The following is a 20,923-nucleotide window of genomic DNA, read 5'->3' as shown; positions in this document are numbered from 1 at the left end:
TCCCTTCTCCCACCGTTCTTTGCAGTCAGTATGGAACCGGCGCGCAAAAGTTAAACGGCAAAACGGTAAAAACATAGATTTGATTCCGACAATTCGCGATGTATTGGAATAGTGCGCGGATAAACGATATAATGGATAGATATTTTGAACGGCAAGGGCGGTGCAACAGTGGAATCAAACAAAGAAGGCCGAAACGTCGATGTCCGGCTGCGATCGACAATCCGGCATGCCGGCCAGGCGGCGGACAGGCATGAGTTGAGCGCAGAGGGGACATTAATCGAAAAAGCCGGAAAGACCTATTTGCGTTTTGTCGAAGACCTGAACGGCCAGGAAGTTCGAACGACGGTGAAATTGGAAGAAGGGGACGCGTTGATCATGCGGAGCGGAGCGGTCCAGATGCGCCTGCCGTTCACGCAGGGAGAAATGCGCCCGGGCACGTACGGCAACGGTCCCGCGACTTTCGATCTCCTCGTGAAAACGACGAAGCTGGAAGTCGGGGCGGATAAATTCACAGCACACTATGAACTGCATGCAGAAGGCGCATTGCTAGGCAGACATGAACTGAACATTACATACACGGAGGGACAATAATGAACGCAGTTGAAAAGATCCAACAGGAAATTAAAGACGCATTCCGCGAAGCAGTTCTCGCTTCGGGACTTGCAGATGAAGCGGCAATGCCGGATATCATCCTCGAAACACCGAAAAACAAAGAGAACGGCGATTATGCAACGAATATCGCGATGCAGTTGACGAAAATCGCGAAAAAACCGCCGCGCGCAATCGCGGAAGCTATTCTCGAGAAATTGGACACATCTTCAACTTCCATCAAATCATTGGAAATTGCGGGTCCAGGATTCATCAACATCAAGCTAAAAAGCGATTATTTAGGGGAAATCGTAAAAACGGTACTTGCCCAAGGCGCGGATTATGGCCGTTCGACGTATGGCGAGAACGTAAAAATCCAAGTCGAATTCGTCTCGGCGAATCCGACGGGCGACTTGCATCTGGGGCATGCGCGTGGCGCTTCCATCGGAGATTCATTGTGCAATATCCTCGATTTTGCCGGCTTCGACGTTTCACGGGAATACTACATCAATGACGCGGGCAATCAAGTGAATAATTTGGCCCTTTCAGTCGAGGCGCGATACTTCCAAGCATTAGGTCTTGAAAAGGAAATGCCGGAAGACGGCTATCATGGGCAGGACATCATCGATATCGGTGAGAAGCTTGCGGAGGAATTCGGCGACAAGTACGTTAATGTCGAAGAGAAAGAACGCCAGGAATTTTTCAGAAAGTACGGCCTTGATTTCGAGTTGGCGAAGTTGAAGAAGGACTTGGAAGATTTCCGTGTGCCTTTCGATAACTGGTTCTCGGAAACGTCGCTCTATACGGACGGAAAGATCGGCATCGCGCTCGATAAATTGCGCCAGAACGGGCATGTGTATGAAGAGGACGGCGCGACGTGGTTCCGCTCGACGACGTTCGGGGATGATAAAGACCGTGTTCTGATTAAAAACGACGGCACGTACACATATTTGACGCCGGACATCGCATATCACGAAGATAAGCTTCGCCGCGGCTTCGATAAGCTCATCAACATTTGGGGAGCCGACCACCACGGCTACATTCCGCGGATGAAAGCAGCGATCGAGGCGCTCGGCTACGACCGCGATACGCTCGAAGTGGAAGTCGCCCAAATGGTGCAGCTGTACAAAGACGGCGAGAAATTTAAAATGAGCAAGCGTACCGGAAAAGCAGTCACTTTGCGTGAGCTTGTAGAGGAAGTCGGATTGGATGCCGTCCGTTATTTCTTCGCAATGCGCTCCGCCGATTCGCAGATGGACTTCGACTTGGATTTAGCAATTTCGCAGTCGAATGAAAACCCGGTGTACTACGCACAATACGCGCACGCACGGATTTCATCGATCCTTCGCCAGGCGGAAGAGACAAATCTTGCGGCTTCGACGGATCACGTGGATCTATTGCAGACGGAAAAGGAATTGTCATTGCTGAAGAAACTCGGCGACTTCCCGCGTGCCGTCAGCGATTCAGCAAGAATGCGCTCGCCGCACCGGATCACAATCTATATCCAGGAGCTGGCCGCGGAATTCCACAGCTTCTACAATGCCGAAAAAGTGCTCGACCCGGATAACCGCGACTTGTCCGAAGCACGCCTCGCATTGATCACAGCAACACGCACGACGATTGCGAACGCGTTGAAACTTATTGGTGTTGCAGCGCCTGAAAGAATGTAATAGGATACGCCCCTCCAGCCGACCAGTTCGGCGGAGGGGCGTTTTTGTGCGCAAATACGCATAAATCTATGGAATGAAGCATAAACCGGGAAAAATACGTATAAATCTCAGGAAAAATGCATAAACGCTAAAAATCACGCATAACCCTGAAAATGCACCCTCTCGACATCGCACAAATCTATAGTATAATTAATCTCGAATCATAATTACATAACCAAACATGAAGGTGCCCCGCCGTCAACGCCGGGGTTAAAAGGGAAGTCGGTTCAATTCCGACGCGGTCCCGCCACTGTAAGTGCTCGCAAGCTGCAACATGCCACTGGATATTTTCCGGGAAGGCGCAGAATGCAATGAGCACAAGCCAGGAGACCTGCCTTCATGAGTCACCCGTACCCTACGAGGATAGGTTTGGTGGAAATCGGCGCGTACATATCAACATCCGCTGTATTTTTACTAAACACATTCCTCCGTCCATAAAACGGGGGATTTTTATTTGGAACAAACAGGAGGAAATCAGAATGAAGAAGATGTGGCAATTTTGGCTAACAGCAATCCTTGCGACATTCCTGCTCGCGGCATGCGGCACGGACAGCGCGGAGAAGGACAACAAATCGGCAACGGAAACTTCACAGAAGGAAGAGCAAACAACGGAAGCGGCATTCCCACTCATACTCAAAGACGCGGTCGGCAATGACATTACACTCGAAAAAGCGCCTGAAAAGATCGTCTCCATGATTCCAAGCAACACGGAAATCCTATTTGCGCTCGGCTTGAATGATGAAATCGTCGGCGTCAACGACTGGGATAACTATCCGGAAGAAGCGCTCGAAAAAGAGAAAATCGGCGGACAGGAATTCAATGTGGAAAAGATCGTCTCGATGACGCCTGACATCGTCTTCGCCCATGAATCAATGCTCGGCATATCTGACGAAGGGCTTCAACAGCTCCGCGACGCGGGAATCAACGTATTCGTCGTGAAAAATGCGGCGGATTTCGATCAAACATATGAAACGATCAAAACGATCGGCCAGGCAACCGGCAAAACGGAAGAAGCCGAAACAATCATCAAGGACATGAAAGCGAAAGTCGAAGAAGTCCTTGCGAAAACGGCGACTGTCGAGAATAAAAAACGCGTACTCATTGAAAACTCGGATGCACCGGAAATCTACGCTCCAGGCAAAAATACATTCATGCAGGAAATGCTTGATATGATCGGTGCGGAAAATATCGTGACGGAAGAAGGCTGGGCGATGATCAGCCCGGAGGAAATCGTAAGCCAGAATCCTGACGTCATCCTCATCATGTACAGCTATGTACCGGATATCATCGAAAGCGTGAAAAACCGCGACGGCTTCAGTGACATCACTGCTGTTAAGGAAGACGCAGTCATCCAAGTCGACGAAGACTTGACGAGCCGTACAGGTCCACGTCTCGCAACTGGCCTTGAAGAAGTGGCGAAGGCCATCTACCCAGAGGCTTTTGGTGAATAAAGCAGCACTTGCCTACATCGTGTCCGCCGCCACACTTCTAGTGGCGGTATGGCTCGGTGTTTCGATTGGAACGGTTAAAATTCCGATCAGCACATTTTGGGATTCGTCGGATACAACCGCTACCAACATCTTATGGAAAATCCGGATGCCCCGCGTCATCTTAGCCGGGCTGGTTGGCGCATCGCTCGCAATATCCGGCGCCGCTTTCCAAGGATTGCTGAAAAACCCGCTCGCGGATCCATACACCCTCGGAGTGTCATCCGGCGCCTCGGTCGGTGCTGTCGTGACACTCTTTTTCGGTTTATCGATTCCAATCTTAGGCACATACACATTGCCCGTTTTCAGCATGACGGGAGCCGCCCTGACGATGTTCCTCGTCATCGGCTTCGCTAGGCTCGTCGACCGTTCGATGAAAATGGAGACGATCATTCTTACCGGAATCATCTTCGGCTCATTTCTTGGCTCCGTCCTGTCGCTCATGATCGCCCTCACCGGCGAAGAACTGCGGCAGATTATCGGATGGCTCCTCGGCAGCGTCTCGATGCGCGGCTGGAATTACATCTTGATGGTGCTGCCGTTCGTCGTCATTGGCTCCTTCATTCTTTGGATGAACCGCCGAGAACTGAACGCCATGCTGTTCGGCGAGGAACGCGCCCATCATTTAGGCGTCAACGTCAAACGCCGCAAGTTCATGATTCTCATCGGCGGCTCCATCCTGACGGGGTCCGCTGTCGCCGTATCCGGAACAATCGGCTTCGTCGGTCTCGTCGTCCCGCATATGACGCGCCTCATGTGGGGGTCGGACCATAGGCATCTGCTCACGCTTTCATTCATGAACGGTGCCTCACTGCTCATTATCTGCGACCTCGTCGCCCGGACGATCATCTCGCCTTCGGAACTTCCGGTCGGCGTCATTACAGCGTTCATCGGTGCGCCGGTGTTTGCGTACATTTTCTACAGACAGAGAAGGAAAGGGGCCATGTAATATGCTGCAAGTCGACAATCTAACGGGAGGCTACGGCAAAGAGCCGATCGTCAAAAACATCTCATTTCGTGTGAATAAAGGCGAAATCCTCGGCATCCTCGGCCCGAACGGCAGCGGCAAATCGACGCTGCTGAAAATCATTTCAGGCATCTTGCCGAAGCAAGAAGGAACTGTCAAGATCGACGGGCAGGACGCCGCGGTTTATTCCCAAAAGCAATTCGCGAAGAAAGTCGCCGTCCTTCCACAGCTACATGCGCACGCCTTCTCGCATACCGTGAAAGACACTGTCGCACTCGGCAGGTATCCGCATCAAACCGGCCTTTTTTCATCCTGGTCCGATGTAGACGAGCGGGCGGTGACCGAGGCGCTTGCATATACGGGCATCACCCGCTACAAAGACACGGCGATCGAACTGCTGTCAGGCGGCGAGCAGCAGCGAGTCTTCGTCGCACAGGCGCTTGCACAAGAGGCACCGATCCTTCTGCTCGACGAACCGACGAACCATCTCGACATCGCCCATCAGCAGCAACTTCTCGATACAATCCGCAATCACGCGGTCGAAAAAGGCGTCACCGTCATTTCCGTCTTCCATGACGTCAACCTCGCCTCACTTTACTGCGATCGGCTGCTCCTCATGGAACAAGGGGAGATTGCCATCATCGGCGAGCCGCAGGACGTCATCCGGGAGACAATGATCGGCAAAGTGTACAACGCACGCGTCAAAACCCAGCCGCATCCCGAACTCCCGAAACCGCAAATGACGCTTCTTCCCGAGAAATCGGAGGAAAGCGAACCATTCATTGTCAATAAAGAGCACTTCACCGTCTCAGCGGAACGCGTTTCATTACAGGTCAACCAGCCATTGAAAACCGTCTCATCCGCCGTCGTGAACGCAGGCCTCGGCTGGTACCGCGCATTCGTCAACCGCCACGTCGACGAAAATTACAACTGCGACGACGTCAAAGCGGAAATGTCTGCCTACCTCAAACAGCACGGCTACCCGCTGTCGGACACCGTCGGGATGATGACCGCCGTCACGACCGAGCACGCAGAAATCGGCGAATACGAAGGCGACTTCGGCACCATCCTCGTCATGGTGACAGCGGGCGTCGGCAATGCAGTCGACGTCTCGCAAGCGCTGGACAGGGAACGAAAAATCGGCACGATCAACACATGGGTCATCGTCAACGGCCAGCTGCCCGAAGAGGCGTTCATCCAGGCGATGATCACCGCAACCGAGGCGAAGACGAAGGCGCTCCAAACCGAAAACATCAAAGACCCGCTCACCGGGACGATCGCAACCGGCACATCGACCGACAGCCTCCTCGTCGCCGCCACGCAGGTAGGCGAGCACCTGCCATACGCTGGTCCAATCACCCCCCTCGGCAAACTGATCGGCCACGGCGTTTACGACTGCACCGTCCGCGCGATCCGGGCGTATAAAATAGCGAAAGGATGGACCTGATCATGCAAGTCCATTTTCTGGAATCGGAAGGGTTGACCTAAACATGCAAGCCCATTTTATTGCAATCGCGATCGGGTTCGTCCTTGACCGCGCAATCGGGGATCCCCCGAATTGGCCGCATCCTATACGCTGGATCGGGACATTCATCTCGAAGCTCACCGCGGTCCTGAACAAAGGGCGTGCCCGCGTACTGAAAGGCGCTGGGATGCTGTTCATGACGGTTTTTCTCGTAACAGCGATCGTGCTTGCAATCGTCTGGTCCGCCTATCAACTACATATCGTTGCAGGAATTGCCGTCGAAGCGGTTCTCATTGCAATCGGACTCGCCCAGAAAAGCTTAGGTGACGCCGCACTCGACGTCTACAACCCCCTTGAAACCGGCGATCTTGATGAAGCACGGCTGAAGCTGTCATGGATCGTCGGCCGTGACACCGATAAGCTGCTGGAAAGCGGGATAGCCCGCGGCGCGATCGAAACGGTATCCGAAAATACGGCAGACGGCGTCACATCTCCGTTGTTCTGGGCATTCCTCTTCGGTGCGCCCGGGTTATGGATGTATAAAGCCGTCAACACGCTCGACTCGATGATCGGCTATAAAGATGACCGCTACCGTGAATTTGGCAAATTTTCCGCGCGAGCTGATGACGTGCTGAACTTCATTCCCGCAAGGATAACTGGTTTTTTCATACTCGTTTTCACTCCGAATGAAGGGCAAATCTCTTTTCGGAAACGGTTTGTCGGCTGGAGCAAGGACTCGCGGAATCACCCGAGCCCAAACAGCGGCTATCTCGAGGCGGCGACTGCTTGGCAGCTCGGCGTGAAACTGGGCGGAAAGAGTACATATCGGGGAATCGTTTCCGAACGGCCGGAAATCGGTCCCGGACTGAAGCCGTTGCAAGCGGCGCACATCAAATCGGCCATCCGGCAAATGCACGCGGCGTCTTTGGCCTTCTGGTTGCTCATGACATTTATTGGAGTGATTTTTTATGCAATTGCCTGAACACGGGGCGAACCCCCGCCGCGTCTATGAAAAGCTGGGCATGACTCCGCCTTCGCGGATACTCGACTTCAGTGAAAACTGCAATCCGGCGGGACCTCCGCGGGCTGTTATCGAGTTGTGGCCGGATCTTGTGATGCGATTACACGCCTACCCAGACCCGTCCGGCGAGCCATTCCTGTCGAAAGTGGCGAGTTATCATGGTGTCCCGAATGCATCAGTGTTCGCCGGCAACGGTGCGGCGGAAATTTTGGCGCTCATCGCGGAAAGGTACCGGGGGCAGCGGGCGATCGTCGTCCACCCGACGTTTTCGGAGTATGAAGCGACGTTGATGGCAAAGGGAGTAGAGATTGAACGTATCATCGCCTCTGAGGTGGACGGTTTCAAGCTGCCGGTTGACGCCATTTTGGAATCGATTTCACAGGCAGATGTGCTTTACCTATGCACGCCGAACAATCCGACGGGTGTTTTGCCGGAGTGTGAGGATCTTCGGACGCTTATCCGGAAGGCGGGGGAGGCAGGCTGTGAAGTCGTCCTCGATGAAGCGTTCATCGATTTCGTTGATGAAAGCAAGTCTTTCATTCCTGAATTGAATGAAGTCCCGCATGTCATCGTCGTCCGCTCAATGACGAAGATGTATGCGGTTCCGGGCATCCGCCTCGGGTATGCAGTGGCACACCCGGATGTCATAGCAGAGTTGAAATCTGCCGCGCCGCATTGGAATGTCAACGGAATGGCGGCCGCAATCGGGGCGGTTTGCCTCGGTGAGGAATTGTACCGGGAGACCGCGATCCGCCATGCCGCAGAAGAGTGTCTGAAAATGTCGGAGTTTCTGAGAGAACTCGGCTGTACGGTGACCGAATCCGCCGCGAATTTCCTCTCGTTCAAACCACGCGATGCCGGAAAGTTGTATAGCGATTTGCTCGCGAAAGGCATCGTCCTCCGCCATTCGGAAAACTTCCACGGCATGGACGGACGCTGGCTGCGGATCGGCATGAAAAGCAGTGCGGAAATGGAAGAATTGCGGAGTGAGCTTGCAGGCGCGCTCATAAATAGTTGAAGCGCGCTCATGACAGCGGAACTGCGCTCAAGAATAGTCGAACCGAGCTCAAGAAACGATATCCGCGCTCATGAACAGTGGAATCGCGCTCAAGAAACCGTAATTGCGCTCATGAACAGTGGAATCGCGCTCAAGAAACCATATCCATGCTCAAAACTGACCGAAGTAAGGAAAGGTGGTCCAATTACATGGGAGGAAAACTGACCTTCATCAGCGGCGGCGTCCGAAGCGGGAAGAGCGCATATGCAGAAAAGCTGCTCGTTGAGGGGGCTGCCGCCGCTGAAGGCAGACTCGTCTATATTGCATCTGGTCGCGCGGTCGATGAGGAAATGAAGCAGCGGATTGAAAAGCATAAATTGGACCGCGTGAACGAAAATTGGCTGACGATCGAGCAGTCGGTCGATCTGGAAGAAGTATTGCCGTTCATTCAACCAAACGATTTCGTCCTCTGGGATTGCCTGACGACGTGGCTTGCAAATGAACTATACATGGAACAGAACAGTACATACTGCATTCACATAACAGGGTGCATGGAAAAGAAAGCGGCGCGGCTCTTTGAAACAGTCGCCGCCCTCCGGGAAAAAGCAGCGCATTTCATCATCGTCTCCAATGAAGTGCTTGACGAACCAGCTTCAACCTATGAAGAGACGCGGATGTATTGTAAATGGATTGGACAGCTCCACCAACAGATCGTCAAACTGGCGGACGATGCCATCGAGATGGATTACGGGCTGCCGCTGTATTGGAAAAAGGAAGGGCAGGTGGCTGTGCGATGAAAGGGATCATGGTGATGGGAACAGCGTCGGATGTCGGCAAGACGATGATCTGCACGGCGTTATGCAGGCTGCTTTCGGACGAAGGGATGCGGGTCGCTCCATTCAAATCGCAGAACATGTCGCGATTTTCCGCCAAGACGGAAGATGGTGAAGAAATGAGCCGGGCTCAGTTTTTGCATGCGGAAGCGGCGCGGACGAAGCCGGTCATCGAGATGAACCCGATTTTGTTGAAGCCGGTGGACAATAGAAAAGCCGACGTCCGGTTTTTCGGAGAGGCGTTCGATGCGGTTGATGGGATGGAATATCGGACACAGTTTTTCGAACGCAGTATAAAAGCAATCCGGACTTCGCTCGATCGGCTTGCGGAAACGTTCGACGTGCTCGTCATCGAAGGGGCGGGAAGTCCTGCGGAAGTGAACTTGAATGACAGGGAAATTGTCAATATGCGTGTGGCGGACATGGCGGATGTGCCTGTGCTGCTCGTTGCGGATATCGACCGTGGCGGCGCGATCGCTTCGATTGTCGGGACGCTTCAATTGCTGGCGCCTGAACACCGGGCGCGCGTGAAAGGGATCATCATCAATAAATTCCACGGAGACGCCGCTTTATTCCAAGAAGGCGTCGACTTTATCGAATCATACACAGGCATTCGCGTCGTCGGGGTCATTCCGCATAAGATGAATCACGGGATCGAAGAGGAGGACGCGGACCGGCCGGCATCCGAGGCGCCAGCCGGAACGGATGTGTACGACGCTTGGGCGGCACATGTGAAGGCGCATCTCGATTGGCCTTTTGTCCTGGGGCTGGTGGAACGATGAACGGATTTTTGCTCGCGCTTCAATTCTTCACCTCCATCCCCATCCGCAAAGAGCTGCCGATGGAACGGAAAGACGTTACGGGGATGTATATCTCGCTGCCGTTTGTCGGGTGGCTTATCGGGCTCGCGATGTACGGCGTTGCGGTGCTGTTCGTGGACGTTATCGGCACGGGCTCGCTGCTTGCGGCGGTTCTTGTCGTTGTGGCTGGCATTGCACTGACAGGCGGCCTCCATATGGATGGATTTGCGGACACGGGCGATGCGTTTTTTTCGTATCGCGATCGTGTCAAGCGGCTTGAAATATTGGACGACCCGCGTATCGGCGCGTTCGGTGCGATGTCGCTCATTCTGTTGATCGTTGTGAAAATCGCTTTAGTTGAAGAGCTGATTCAGCGCAATTTCGGATTGCTCCCGCTACTCATTGCCGTTCCGTTTCTGGCACGCGCAGGCATGAACGTCTATTTTTCAACGACGCGTCTTGCGAAGGAGAAGGGGATTGCGCATTTTTTCAAAGGGAAGCTGTCGGCTGGCAGGTTGATGGCTTGGTCGATTATTGCGGCAATCGCTGTTGCCGTGGCACTTGGCTTCGTACTTCATTCCATCATCGTGCCGGTCGTGTTGGCAATTGTTGCGGCGGCAGCGGTATTCCTTTTTAGAAGCTGGTCTTTGAAGCATTTCGGCGGCGTTTCAGGTGATTTATGCGGGGCGTTCATCGAAGGGGCGGAGGTGTTGTTATGGCTAGTGATCATCATTTGTATTTGATCAGGCATTTTCCGACCGCTGGAAACCTCGAAAGGAAATATATCGGGTGGACGGATGAGCCGATTGTGCCTGTGGAGGATGAGGAAAGCTACCGGTTTATGAAAACGGACTGCAGGGTCGTGTATGGAAGTGATCTGCTGAGGGCTAGGCAAAGCGCGGCGCTTTTGATGCCTGATGCGGACTATCATGCGGATGCACGATTGCGTGAATGCCATTTCGGTGAGTTTGAAGGGAAAACGTATGCAGAACTCGAAAAGGATATGGACTACCGGAATTGGCTGGATGATCCGCAGACGTTTGCACCACGTGGTGGCGAAAGTCTTGAAGACGTGGAGAAGCGCGTCATGGATGCATTGGTTTCATTGCAGAATGGCGCGGTCGTCGTCACGCATGGCGGACCGATCCGCATCGCGCTCACCCGATTTTCGTCGGAGCAGCGGAATTTCTGGTCATGGCGAATTCCTCATGGCTCGATTTGGAAGCTCGAATGGCGAAACTACGACGAAATGAAGGAGGGCGGAAGATGCATGTCATTATCGGAGGTGCCCATAACGGGAAAAGGGAGTACGTGAAGAGGATGCTCGCGAACGTACAGCTTCATTGGGTCAATTGTTCCGCTGGCGATTTGGAGATCCCGTTCGGTACTACGGTCGTCATTGAACGAATCGAACAATGGCTAGTACGGACGGAACTGCCTGAAGCGGAGGCCGTGGAATTGATTCTGAATGAAATCGAAGGTAAGGATGTCATTTTCATCCTGACCGATATCGGACGGGGAATCGTTCCGATGGACGCGGACCAACGGGAGCTGCGCGATGCATGCGGAAGGCTGTATCAGCGGTTGATTGCACAGGCGGATGAAGTGACTAGGATTTGGTATGGGCTTGCACACACATTGAAGAAAAGGGGAGAAATCATATGAAAATCTATACGAAAACCGGTGATACAGGGAAAACGAGCTTAATCGGAGGGCGGGTCGACAAGGACAGCCTCCGCGTTGAAGCGTACGGATCGATGGATGAATTGAATTCGTTCATCGGCAAGGCGATGACGGAGTTGGAAGGCGATAAATTCGCGGATCTGCTTGCGGATTTAGAAGCAATTCAAAACGAATTATTCGATGGCGGCGGGGATTTGGCGAATGTCATGAAAGAGCGCCATTATAAATTGTCGGAAGAGCCGATCGAAGTGCTGGAACAGCGGATCGATGCCTTGATGGATGAAGCGCCGCCGCTTGAGAAATTCATTTTGCCGGGCGGTTCGCCTGCTGCTGCGACTTTGCACATTGCGCGTACGGTTGCGCGCCGTGCGGAACGATTGACGGTGACGCTGATGAAGGCGGAGGAAGATGTGCCGGCAACAGTGCAAAAATACTTGAACCGCCTATCGGACTATCTTTTCGTCGCGGCACGCATCGTCAATGCGCGCCTGGGCGTTCCGGATAATGAATACGTGCGCAGTGCGAAAGTGTTCCGGACGGATAAAAAGAAAGAGGACTGACGATGAGACTTCGAAAACTGACGTTGACGGCATTATTCGCGGCCCTATGCGCGGTCGGTGGATTCATCAAGATTCCGTCTGGCGTCGGATCCTTGGCACTCGATACGGTACCGGCGCTGCTGGCGGCATCCTTTTTGCCGCCGGTATTCGTCGGAATCGCTTCGATGACGGGCCATCTCGCGTCCGCCATGTACGCGGGTTTTCCGCTTGGTCCATTCCACGTCCTAATCGCGATTGAAATGATGATCATCCTTTATGTCTTTGCACGGCTACATAAGGCAGGACGGCATGCCGGAAAATGGATTTTCTTCGTGATCGCGAACGGGTTGCTTGCGCCGCTGCCGTTCTACTTCCTTATTTCGCCCGCGTTCTTTGTCGGCGCGGTGCCGGCAATTTTGGTAGCAACGGCTGTGAACGCAGTAGTGGCGTCGGTTGTCATGCCGGTGCTGGCGAAAGCGGCTGCCGGCAGATTCGGAGTCGTCCGATGAGGAATGCGGTTTCGCTTGGCGATGGGTTCGTTGTTACGACGGATAACTCGGGCGGCATCGGGGAGAAACCGCATGATGCCGTCGCAGTTTCGGATCGGGTGACAGCTTATTTTGCCGCACGTGTTGCATTGCTCGAGCAGTGGGCCGTGCATGCGGAACCGGTTTCGGTCCTCATTCATAACTTCACCGGTTCGGACAGCTGGGCTGCGTATGTTGCGGGAGTGGAGGACGTTTTTCGGGAATCAAACCTGGATGTGCCGACAATCACGGGAAGCACCGAAACGAATATGGAGCTCATGCAATCCGCCGTCGCGGTTACGATGATCGGCAAGCAGCGGCTTGTTGAGGAAGTTTGCGAACTTGAATGGTACGTCTACGGCACGCCGCTTGTCGGGAATGGAGTTCTTGATAGGCGTGAAGAAATCGCTTCGTTGCGTTTGATTAAGGAAGGGCTGGACAGCGGGTTGATTCGGAAAATCTGGCCGGTCGGTTCTGGAGGAATTTTTGCGGAATATAGAAGGTTGAAGGGGGATCCGCAGATTGAGATTGAAGCCGATGTAGATATTCATTCATCGGCGGGTCCTTCAACGTCAGTGCTCCTTGGAATTGACATCCCAAACATCGAAAAAGCTCGCCAGTTGTTTGGCGGCAGTATTTATAAGATAAATGAAATTGACAGCTTCCGGAATGAAAGATGACCGGAGGCTGTTTTGTATAGGAGCGCATGTCCCCGCGCCCAAAGTTTGTGCTCTTGCGCTCATAATCCCGTTTTCGCGCCCATAACTCCTCACCCCGCGCTCATAAACTCATTTTCGCGCTCAAAAACTCCCAACTCGCGCCTAAAAACTCATTTAAGCTCTCATAAATCTGCCCCCGCGCTCATAACGGCCAAAGAACCGCCCATAACCCCATTCTAAATGCTCTAAAAATTATCCCTAAATAAAATTATCCATTGACTGAATGCTCATTCATAACTTAAACTATGAAGTAGATCATCGACATAATACTTATTTTCTACTACACTATTCATAACGTTCCGATAAGGGAAGGAGAGAATTAGAGATGGATGCTTTGTTAGTAGTCAACTGGATCCTTTTCCTGGCAGTTGTGGCATATGCGCTTGCATTGTTCACCTATTTGATCAGGACGCGAATCCAATTCATAAAGCTTGGGCGGAAGGAAGAGTTCGACAGCAATGTTTCGCGCCGTCTGAAAGAAGTTTGGGTGAATGTTTTCGGGCAGAAAAAGCTATTGAAGGATAAGAAAAGTGGAGCAATCCACGTTATGTTCTTCTATGGTTTCCTGCTCGTCCAATTCGGGGCGATTGACCTCATTTGGAAAGGGCTAAAGCCTGGCTCGCATTTGCCGTTCGGACCGATTTACGGAGGGTTCACATTCTTCCAGGAAATCGTCGTAGCTGTCATTTTAGTGGCGGTCGTCTGGGCATTCCAACGTCGTTATGTTGAGAAGCTCGTCCGCTTGAAGCGCGGCTGGAAATCGGGATTAGTCCTTATTTTCATCGGTACGCTCATGGTGTCGACGCTTGTATCGAACGGCATGAACATGATTTGGCAAGGCCATGAAACGACGTGGACGGAGCCAATGGCATCTGCGATTGCAAGCGTTTTCAGCTTCATGAGTCCGACGGCTGCTGAGGTTGTGTTCTTCGTCGCCTGGTGGATCCACTTGCTGACATTGCTCACGTTCCTCGTCTATGTGCCGCAATCGAAGCACGCGCACTTGATTGCAGGTCCTGTGAACACCTACATGATGCGTTTTGATCGCCGGGGCAAGCTAGCGCCGATCGATTTCGAAGCGCTTGAAGAAGCGGAAGACGAAGATGATATGCCTGCGCTCGGAGTCGGCAAAATCACTGATTTCACGCAGAAACAGATGATCGACTTCTACGCGTGCGTCGAATGTGGACGCTGTACGAATATGTGTCCTGCGACCGGGACGGGCAAAATGCTGTCCCCGATGGATTTGATTACAAAGCTGCGTGATAACCTGACGAATACGGGCGCACTCGTTACGAAGAAACAGCCGTGGGTGCCGACATTCGCATTCGGAAATACGAAGGGGAACCAAATCGCGCTTGCAGCTGGTTTGGAAGGCGCGACAATGGACGATATTTACAACCCATCCCTTATCGGTGATGTCATTACTGAAGAGGAAATCTGGGCATGCACAACGTGCCGTAACTGTGAAGACCAATGTCCGGTCATGAATGAGCACGTCGATAAAATCATTGACCTGCGCCGTTATCTTGTCATGACGGAAGGGAAGATGGACGCGGATGCGCAGCGTGCGATGACGAATATCGAACGCCAAGGGAATCCGTGGGGGCTTAACCGGAAAGAGAAGGAGAACTGGCGAGATGCCCGTCCGGACCTTCATATTCCGACAGTGAAGGAAATGAAGAAGGCGGACGAAGAGTTCGAATACCTCTTCTGGGTCGGCTCGATGGGTGCTTTCGACAACCGTTCGCAAAAGATTGCGCTAGCATTCGCGCATCTCATGAACGAAGCGGGCGTCAAATTCGCAATCCTTGGGAATAAAGAGAAGAACTCCGGCGACACGCCGCGACGTTTGGGGAACGAGTTTTTATTCCAGGAACTCGCGACTTCCAATATCGACGAATTCGAAAAAGCGGGCGTGAAAAAAATAGTCACAATCGACCCGCATGCATACAATATTTTTAAGAACGAATATCCGGATTTCGGTTTCAAGGCGGAAGTCGTCCACCATACCGAAATGCTGTACGACCTTGTCATGCAAGGGAAGTTGAAGCCGGTCCATGAAATTAATGAAACGATTACGTTCCATGATTCATGCTATCTTGGCAGATACAATGACGTTTATGATCCGCCTCGGGAAATCCTTAAGGCGATTCCGGGTGTCAATCTTGTGGAAATGAAGCGGAACCGCCAGGACGGCATGTGCTGTGGAGCGGGCGGCGGACTCATGTGGATGGAAGAAGATACAGGCCACCGCGTCAACGTTGCACGTACGGAACAGGCGATGGAAGTTAGCCCGGGCATCATTTCTTCCGGATGTCCATACTGCTTGACGATGCTATCGGACGGAACGAAAGCGATTGAAGTGGAAGACAAAGTGAGCACGTATGACATCGCGGAATTGCTTGAGCGTTCCATCTTCGGAGGGGACTTCCAACCGGCTGTCGTGGAGGAAGAAGAACCGATTATGCAGGATAAGTATATTGCGAGAGTTTAGAAAGAACGATATAATTAAGAAAATTGGGAGCGGGTGAGCTCCTGTGAAAAAGGGGAGTCTGTGTACTCCCTTTTTTTTCGAAGAGTTACCGAGCGAGCGTTCAGTCGTCGCTCTTTATGAAAAAATGAAAACGTTATCATATGGAGTGGAGGAGAAGGGAATGGGCAGAACAGTCATTTTGGACGGGGCACGTACTCCGTTTGGCAGGTTTGGCGGGGCTTTATCCACGAAAACAGCAAGTGATCTAGGTGCAGTCGCCATTAAGGAAGCGTTGAAGCGGTCGGGTGTGAAGGAAGAAGAAGTCGATGAAGTGATCATCGGGACGGTGCTGCAGGCGGGACAGGGGCAAATCCCATCGAGGCAGGCGGCGGTGAAGGCGGGGCTTCCATGGTCCGTGAAAACTGAAACGGTCAATAAAGTTTGTGCATCCGGCATGCGGAGCGTTACGCTCGGCGACCAGCTCATCCGGCTGGGAGATGAAGAAGTCATCGTGGCAGGCGGCATGGAATCGATGTCGAACGCGCCGTACTATTTGCCGAAAGGGCGATTCGGCTTGAAGATGGGCGATGCGCCATTAGTGGACGGTATGATCTATGACGGCCTGTCCTGTTCATTTTCACCGGACCGCGTCCATATGGGTACGTACGGGAATAAAACGGCTGGCGAGTTTTCATTGACACGTGAAATGCAGGACGAATGGTCGCTGCGCAGCCATGAGCGGGCGAATGCAGCGATTGACGAAGGGAAATTCGCCGAGGAAATTGTGGCAGTGGAAATCCCTCAGCGGAAAGGGGATCCGGTCGTCGTCGATACGGACGAAGCGCCGCGTCGCGACACATCGCTCGAATCGCTGTCGAAATTGCGACCTGCATTCGGCAATGACGGCACGATCACGGCAGGCAATGCGCCGGGCGTCAATGACGGAGCATGCGCGCTTGTGCTCATGAATGAAGAACGTGCGGTGAAGGAAGGAAGGCGTCCTCTCGCAGTGATTCTCGGTCACGCCGAAGTCGCCATCGAGCCGGAAAACTTCCCGCAGACGCCGGGCCTCGTCATCAACGAGTTATTGAAGAAGACCGGCAAAGAATTAAAGGACATTAATTTAGTTGAAATAAACGAGGCATTCGCGGCAGTCGCGCTAGCAAGCTCACAAATCGCTGAGCTCGACCCTGAAAAAGTGAACGTCAACGGCGGAGCGGTCGCACTCGGCCATCCGATCGGCGCAAGCGGGGCAAGGATTATCTTGACGCTCGCGTATGAATTGAAACGGCGCGGAGGCGGCATCGGAATTGCCGCGATTTGTTCGGGCGGCGGGCAAGGCGACGCGATTATGATCGAAGTTGAATAAGAATGCTAGCGAGTAGGATTCGGATTTATGCGTGATTGGCGAAAGTTATGCGCCGTTGCGGCCGTTTATGCGCGAATGTGACGATTTATATGCGGGATTCCAGCGATTTATGCTGATTTAAAAGGTTTTATGCGTGTTTGAGAGAATTTATGCGTATTTGCAAGTGCAAATCATAGTAGACGGAGACGGAGGTATTTCATTATGGAAATCAAAAAAGTGCTGGTCATCGGAGCGGGACAGATGGGCGGCGGCATCGCCCAAGTGTGTGCGCAGGCGGGCTTCGACGTGAAGTTGAACGACATTAAAGAGGAGTCCTATGCGAAAGGGATTGCGGTCATTTCGAAAAACCTTTCCCGCAGCGTCGAGAAAGGCCGCATGACGGAAGATGAAAAAACGGCAGTTCTCGGGCGCATTACAAAATCGCTCGATCTGCAAGATGCGAATGACGTCGATATCGTCATCGAAGCTGCAGTTGAAAACATGGAGATCAAGAAATCGATCTTCGCGAAACTGGATGGCATCGCGCCGCAGCATGCGATCCTGGCGACGAATACATCATCCCTTCCGATCACGGAAATTGCGGCGGCGACAAACCGTCCGGAAAACGTCATCGGCATGCACTTCATGAACCCGGTGCCCGTCATGAAGCTCGTCGAAATCATCCGCGGACTTGCGACTTCAGACGAAGTGTATCAAGCGGTCGAGGACATGACGCGCAAACTATCGAAGACGCCTGTCGAAGTAAATGACTTCCCTGGATTCGTCGCAAACCGCGTCCTCATGCCGATGATCAATGAAGCGATTTACACGCTTTACGAAGGCGTCGCATCGAAGGAAGCGATCGATGAAGTGATGAAGCTCGGCATGAACCACCCGATGGGGCCATTACAACTTGCGGATTTCATCGGCCTCGACACATGCTTGTACATCATGGAGACGCTCCATGAAGGCTTTGGCGACTCAAAATATCGCCCTTGCCCATTGCTCCGGAAGTACGTAAATGCAGGCTGGCTCGGAAAGAAATCCGGCCGCGGGTTCTATGAATATTAATCTTGCGTGACTGCGCTAGTTCGAAGGTCATGAAATGGTGATAACTTTCCGTATTCAATAGATAATCCCCTTTATTTAATAGATAAAAGCGAGGATTTAATAGATAACTATCGGTATTCAATAGATAACTCCATGGATTCGAGCGATAATCATTCATGAACTGGCTTCCGCAAAGAGGGAATTTCATTTAATAAAGGAGTTAATTCCAATGAATTTAACATTCACCGAAGAACAGCAGATGATGCGCACGATGGTGAGGGACTTTGCGAAATCGGAAATCGAGCCCTTCATTCCGCGGATGGAAGCGGGGGAGTTTCCGCGTGAGATCCTTGCGAAAATGGGCGAACTCGGCCTGATGGGCATCACCGTCCCTGAGAAATATGGCGGCTCGGAGATGGACTTCGTTTCCTATATCATCGCCATTCATGAGCTGTCGAAAGTGAGCGCGGTCATGGGCGTCATCCTTTCCGTCCACACATCCGTCGGCACGAACCCGATCATGTATTTCGGGAATGAAGAGCAGAAAAACCGCTACTTGCCGAAAATGGCATCAGGCGAATACTTGGGCGCATTTTGCCTCACGGAAGCTGGCGCCGGTTCCGACGCTGGCTCGCTGAAGACAAAAGCTGTAAACAAAGGCGATCATTACGTACTGAACGGTTCAAAGATGTTCATTACGAACGGCGGGGAAGCGGACGTCTATATCGTTTTCGCGTCGACCGATCCGTCAAAAGGGACGTACGGCATATCGGGCTTCATTGTCGATAAAGACACACCGGGGCTCATCATCGGAAAAGATGAGGAAAAGATGGGCCTTCACGGATCGCGAACGGTTCAGCTCACTTTTGAAGACATGAAAGTGCCCGCGGAAAATCGCCTTGGCGAAGAAGGGGAAGGCTTCAAAATTGCAATGGCGAACCTTGATGTCGGCAGGATCGGCATTGCAGCGCAAGCACTCGGCATCGGCGAAGCGGCACTCGAAGCGGCAACCGCGTATGCAATAGAACGCGTGCAATTCGGGAAACCGATTGCGGTGAACCAAGGCGTCGGTTTCAAGCTAGCCGATATGGCGACAGCTTCCGAAGCGGCAAGGCTCCTTGTCTACCGCGCCGCCCAGCTCCGCGCGGAAGGCAAACCATGCGGAAGAGAGGCATCAATGGCGAAGCTGTTCGCCTCACAAACCGCAATGGACAACGCCATCGAAGCCGTCCAAGTCTTCGGTGGGTACGGCTACACCGAAGACTACCCGGTCGAGCGCTATTTCCGCGACGCCAAAGTGACCCAAATCTACGAAGGCACAAGCGAAATCCAACGCATCGTCATCAACAAACACCTCACAAAGTAAATTGTGTGAGAATTGTGTGGGTGCCTGTGCAAGGTGCATTTATGACAATTCGATTTAGTGAATATAAATTCATATACAAAGCTATGGAATGTTGTTGCAGCAACGATTGCATTTCAAAATAATACAATTGTAGTTAATAAACTGAATTGTATGGTGCACAGGCACCGTACAAGAATCCTTGAGGAGGAAGTTGACATGGATTTTAGATTAACGGAAGAGCATGAGATGATTCGGAAAATGGTGCGTGATTTTGCGGAGAAGGATGTTGCGCCGACTGCTGCGGAGCGCGATGAGGAAGAGCGCTTTGATATGGGCATCTGGAATAAGATGGCTGAGCTTGGGCTGACGGGGATTCCTTGGCCGGAGGAATACGGCGGCATCGGCAGCGACTATCTTGCGTATTGCATCGCTGTTGAAGAATTGTCACGGGTATGTGCGTCGACGGGAGTTACTTTATCCGCACACACATCGCTTGCTGGATGGCCGGTGTACAAATTCGGTACAGCGGAGCAGAAGCAAAAGTATCTTCGTCCGATGGCGGAAGGAACGAGAATCGGCGCGTACGGTTTGACTGAGCCGGGCTCGGGATCCGATGCTGGCGGCATGCGCACGACTGCGAAGCTTGATGGCGACGACTATGTTCTGAACGGCTCGAAAATCTTCATTACAAACGGCGGAATTGCGGATATCTACATCGTATTCGCAGTGACGGATCCGGAGTCGAAGCATAAAGGAACGAGCGCGTTCATCGTTGAGAAGGACTTCCCAGGCTTCTCGGTCGGGAAGAAAGAGAAGAAACTCGGCATCCGTTCGTCTCCAACGACGGAGATCATGTTTGACAACTGCCGTGTGCCGAAGGAGAACATGTTAGGCGCTGAAGGCGAAGGATTCATTATTGCGATGAAGACGTTGGATGGCGGCAGGAACGGGATTGCAGCACAAGCGGTCGGCATTGCGCAAGGCGCGCTTGACGCGGCGGTCGAGTATGCGAAGGAACGCGTCCAGTTCGGCAAGCCGATTGCGGCGAACCAAGGTGTCGGCTTCAAACTGGCGGATATGGCGACAGCGACGGAAGCTTCCCGCTTGCTCACATACCAGGCTGCTTGGCTCGAATCAAACAACTTGTCGTATGGAAAAGCATCCGCGATGGCGAAACTGATGGCAGGGGATACGGCGATGAAAGTGACGACGGAAGCGGTCCAAGTGTATGGCGGATACGGCTATACGAAGGATTATCCGGTCGAGCGATTCATGCGTGATGCGAAGATTACACAAATCTATGAAGGAACGCAGGAAATCCAGCGCCTCGTCATCTCCCGCATGCTAACAAAATAATCGGGGGTGCACT

Annotated in this window: 20 protein-coding genes and 1 riboswitch; all 20 genes read left to right on the top strand. The window is 52.6% G+C overall.

Translation table 11 applies throughout. From position 1 onward, the window contains the following. The first annotated feature begins 168 nt into the window (after positions 1–168). On the top strand, positions 169–591 hold the full coding sequence (locus M3193_RS08695) for a DUF1934 domain-containing protein (protein WP_251626450.1): 423 nt from the start codon (positions 169–171) through the stop codon (positions 589–591). Then, a complete protein-coding gene (argS, locus tag M3193_RS08690) occupies positions 591–2,258 on the top strand; it encodes an arginine--tRNA ligase (protein WP_251626447.1) in 1,668 nt (555 codons plus the stop codon). The genes M3193_RS08695 and argS overlap by 1 nt, the downstream gene beginning before the upstream one ends. 207 nt (positions 2,259–2,465) lie before the next feature. Continuing rightward, positions 2,466–2,650, top strand: a riboswitch (cobalamin riboswitch). Positions 2,651–2,776: 126 nt separating this feature from the next. Further along, a complete protein-coding gene (locus M3193_RS08685) occupies positions 2,777–3,748 on the top strand; it encodes an ABC transporter substrate-binding protein (RefSeq protein WP_251626444.1) in 972 nt (323 codons plus the stop codon). Next, on the top strand, positions 3,741–4,733 hold the full coding sequence (locus M3193_RS08680) for a FecCD family ABC transporter permease (RefSeq protein WP_251626440.1): 993 nt from the start codon (positions 3,741–3,743) through the stop codon (positions 4,731–4,733). Before M3193_RS08685 ends, M3193_RS08680 begins: the two co-directional genes overlap by 8 nt. A gap of 1 nt (position 4,734) precedes the next feature. After that, complete coding sequence (locus tag M3193_RS08675; RefSeq protein ID WP_251626437.1) at positions 4,735–6,198, top strand: adenosylcobinamide amidohydrolase; 1,464 nt, start codon at positions 4,735–4,737, stop codon at positions 6,196–6,198. Between the two features lie 43 nt (positions 6,199–6,241). Continuing rightward, entirely contained in the window at positions 6,242–7,198 is a 957-nt protein-coding gene (cbiB, locus tag M3193_RS08670; protein ID WP_251626434.1) for an adenosylcobinamide-phosphate synthase CbiB, read from the top strand. Next, positions 7,185–8,255: a threonine-phosphate decarboxylase CobD gene (gene cobD / locus M3193_RS08665; protein ID WP_251626425.1), complete on the top strand. Its 1,071-nt coding sequence runs from the start codon at positions 7,185–7,187 to the stop codon at positions 8,253–8,255. Before cbiB ends, cobD begins: the two co-directional genes overlap by 14 nt. 188 nt (positions 8,256–8,443) lie before the next feature. After that, entirely contained in the window at positions 8,444–9,031 is a 588-nt protein-coding gene (locus M3193_RS08660; protein ID WP_251626423.1) for a bifunctional adenosylcobinamide kinase/adenosylcobinamide-phosphate guanylyltransferase, read from the top strand. Further along, positions 8,920–9,849: a cobyric acid synthase gene (locus M3193_RS08655; RefSeq protein WP_251626421.1), complete on the top strand. Its 930-nt coding sequence runs from the start codon at positions 8,920–8,922 to the stop codon at positions 9,847–9,849. The genes M3193_RS08660 and M3193_RS08655 overlap by 112 nt, the downstream gene beginning before the upstream one ends. Further along, the gene (gene cobS / locus M3193_RS08650) at positions 9,846–10,610 is read left to right on the top strand and encodes an adenosylcobinamide-GDP ribazoletransferase (protein WP_251626420.1); all 765 of its coding nucleotides are present in this window, start codon (positions 9,846–9,848) and stop codon (positions 10,608–10,610) included. The genes M3193_RS08655 and cobS overlap by 4 nt, the downstream gene beginning before the upstream one ends. Continuing rightward, entirely contained in the window at positions 10,583–11,182 is a 600-nt protein-coding gene (locus M3193_RS08645; RefSeq protein ID WP_251626418.1) for a histidine phosphatase family protein, read from the top strand. Before cobS ends, M3193_RS08645 begins: the two co-directional genes overlap by 28 nt. Next, positions 11,134–11,532 (top strand): bifunctional adenosylcobinamide kinase/adenosylcobinamide-phosphate guanylyltransferase, encoded by a 399-nt coding sequence (locus tag M3193_RS08640; RefSeq protein ID WP_251626415.1) that lies wholly within the window; start codon positions 11,134–11,136, stop codon positions 11,530–11,532. Before M3193_RS08645 ends, M3193_RS08640 begins: the two co-directional genes overlap by 49 nt. Next, positions 11,529–12,110: a cob(I)yrinic acid a,c-diamide adenosyltransferase gene (locus tag M3193_RS08635; RefSeq protein ID WP_251626412.1), complete on the top strand. Its 582-nt coding sequence runs from the start codon at positions 11,529–11,531 to the stop codon at positions 12,108–12,110. The genes M3193_RS08640 and M3193_RS08635 overlap by 4 nt, the downstream gene beginning before the upstream one ends. A 2-nt stretch (positions 12,111–12,112) precedes the next feature. After that, positions 12,113–12,598, top strand: coding sequence for an ECF transporter S component (locus tag M3193_RS08630; protein WP_251626408.1), 486 nt, complete (start codon positions 12,113–12,115; stop codon positions 12,596–12,598). After that, positions 12,595–13,296: a hypothetical protein gene (locus M3193_RS08625; protein ID WP_251626406.1), complete on the top strand. Its 702-nt coding sequence runs from the start codon at positions 12,595–12,597 to the stop codon at positions 13,294–13,296. Before M3193_RS08630 ends, M3193_RS08625 begins: the two co-directional genes overlap by 4 nt. 364 nt (positions 13,297–13,660) lie before the next feature. After that, on the top strand, positions 13,661–15,832 hold the full coding sequence (locus M3193_RS08620) for a (Fe-S)-binding protein (protein ID WP_251626403.1): 2,172 nt from the start codon (positions 13,661–13,663) through the stop codon (positions 15,830–15,832). Positions 15,833–15,992: 160 nt separating this feature from the next. Beyond that, the gene (locus M3193_RS08615; RefSeq protein WP_251626401.1) at positions 15,993–17,180 is read left to right on the top strand and encodes an acetyl-CoA C-acetyltransferase; all 1,188 of its coding nucleotides are present in this window, start codon (positions 15,993–15,995) and stop codon (positions 17,178–17,180) included. Between the two features lie 201 nt (positions 17,181–17,381). After that, positions 17,382–18,230 (top strand): 3-hydroxybutyryl-CoA dehydrogenase, encoded by an 849-nt coding sequence (locus M3193_RS08610; protein WP_251626398.1) that lies wholly within the window; start codon positions 17,382–17,384, stop codon positions 18,228–18,230. Between the two features lie 208 nt (positions 18,231–18,438). Next, entirely contained in the window at positions 18,439–19,575 is a 1,137-nt protein-coding gene (locus M3193_RS08605) for an acyl-CoA dehydrogenase (protein ID WP_251626395.1), read from the top strand. 195 nt (positions 19,576–19,770) lie between these two features. Further along, positions 19,771–20,910 carry an acyl-CoA dehydrogenase gene (locus M3193_RS08600; protein ID WP_251626393.1) on the top strand — a complete coding sequence of 380 codons (1,140 nt, stop codon included), beginning with the start codon at positions 19,771–19,773 and terminating at the stop codon, positions 20,908–20,910. Positions 20,911–20,923 lie beyond the last annotated feature (13 nt).

The organism is Sporosarcina luteola (genome assembly GCF_023715585.1).
Lineage (GTDB): Bacteria > Bacillota > Bacilli > Bacillales_A > Planococcaceae > Sporosarcina > Sporosarcina luteola_D.
This window is presented reverse-complemented; position numbering and strand designations above follow the sequence as displayed.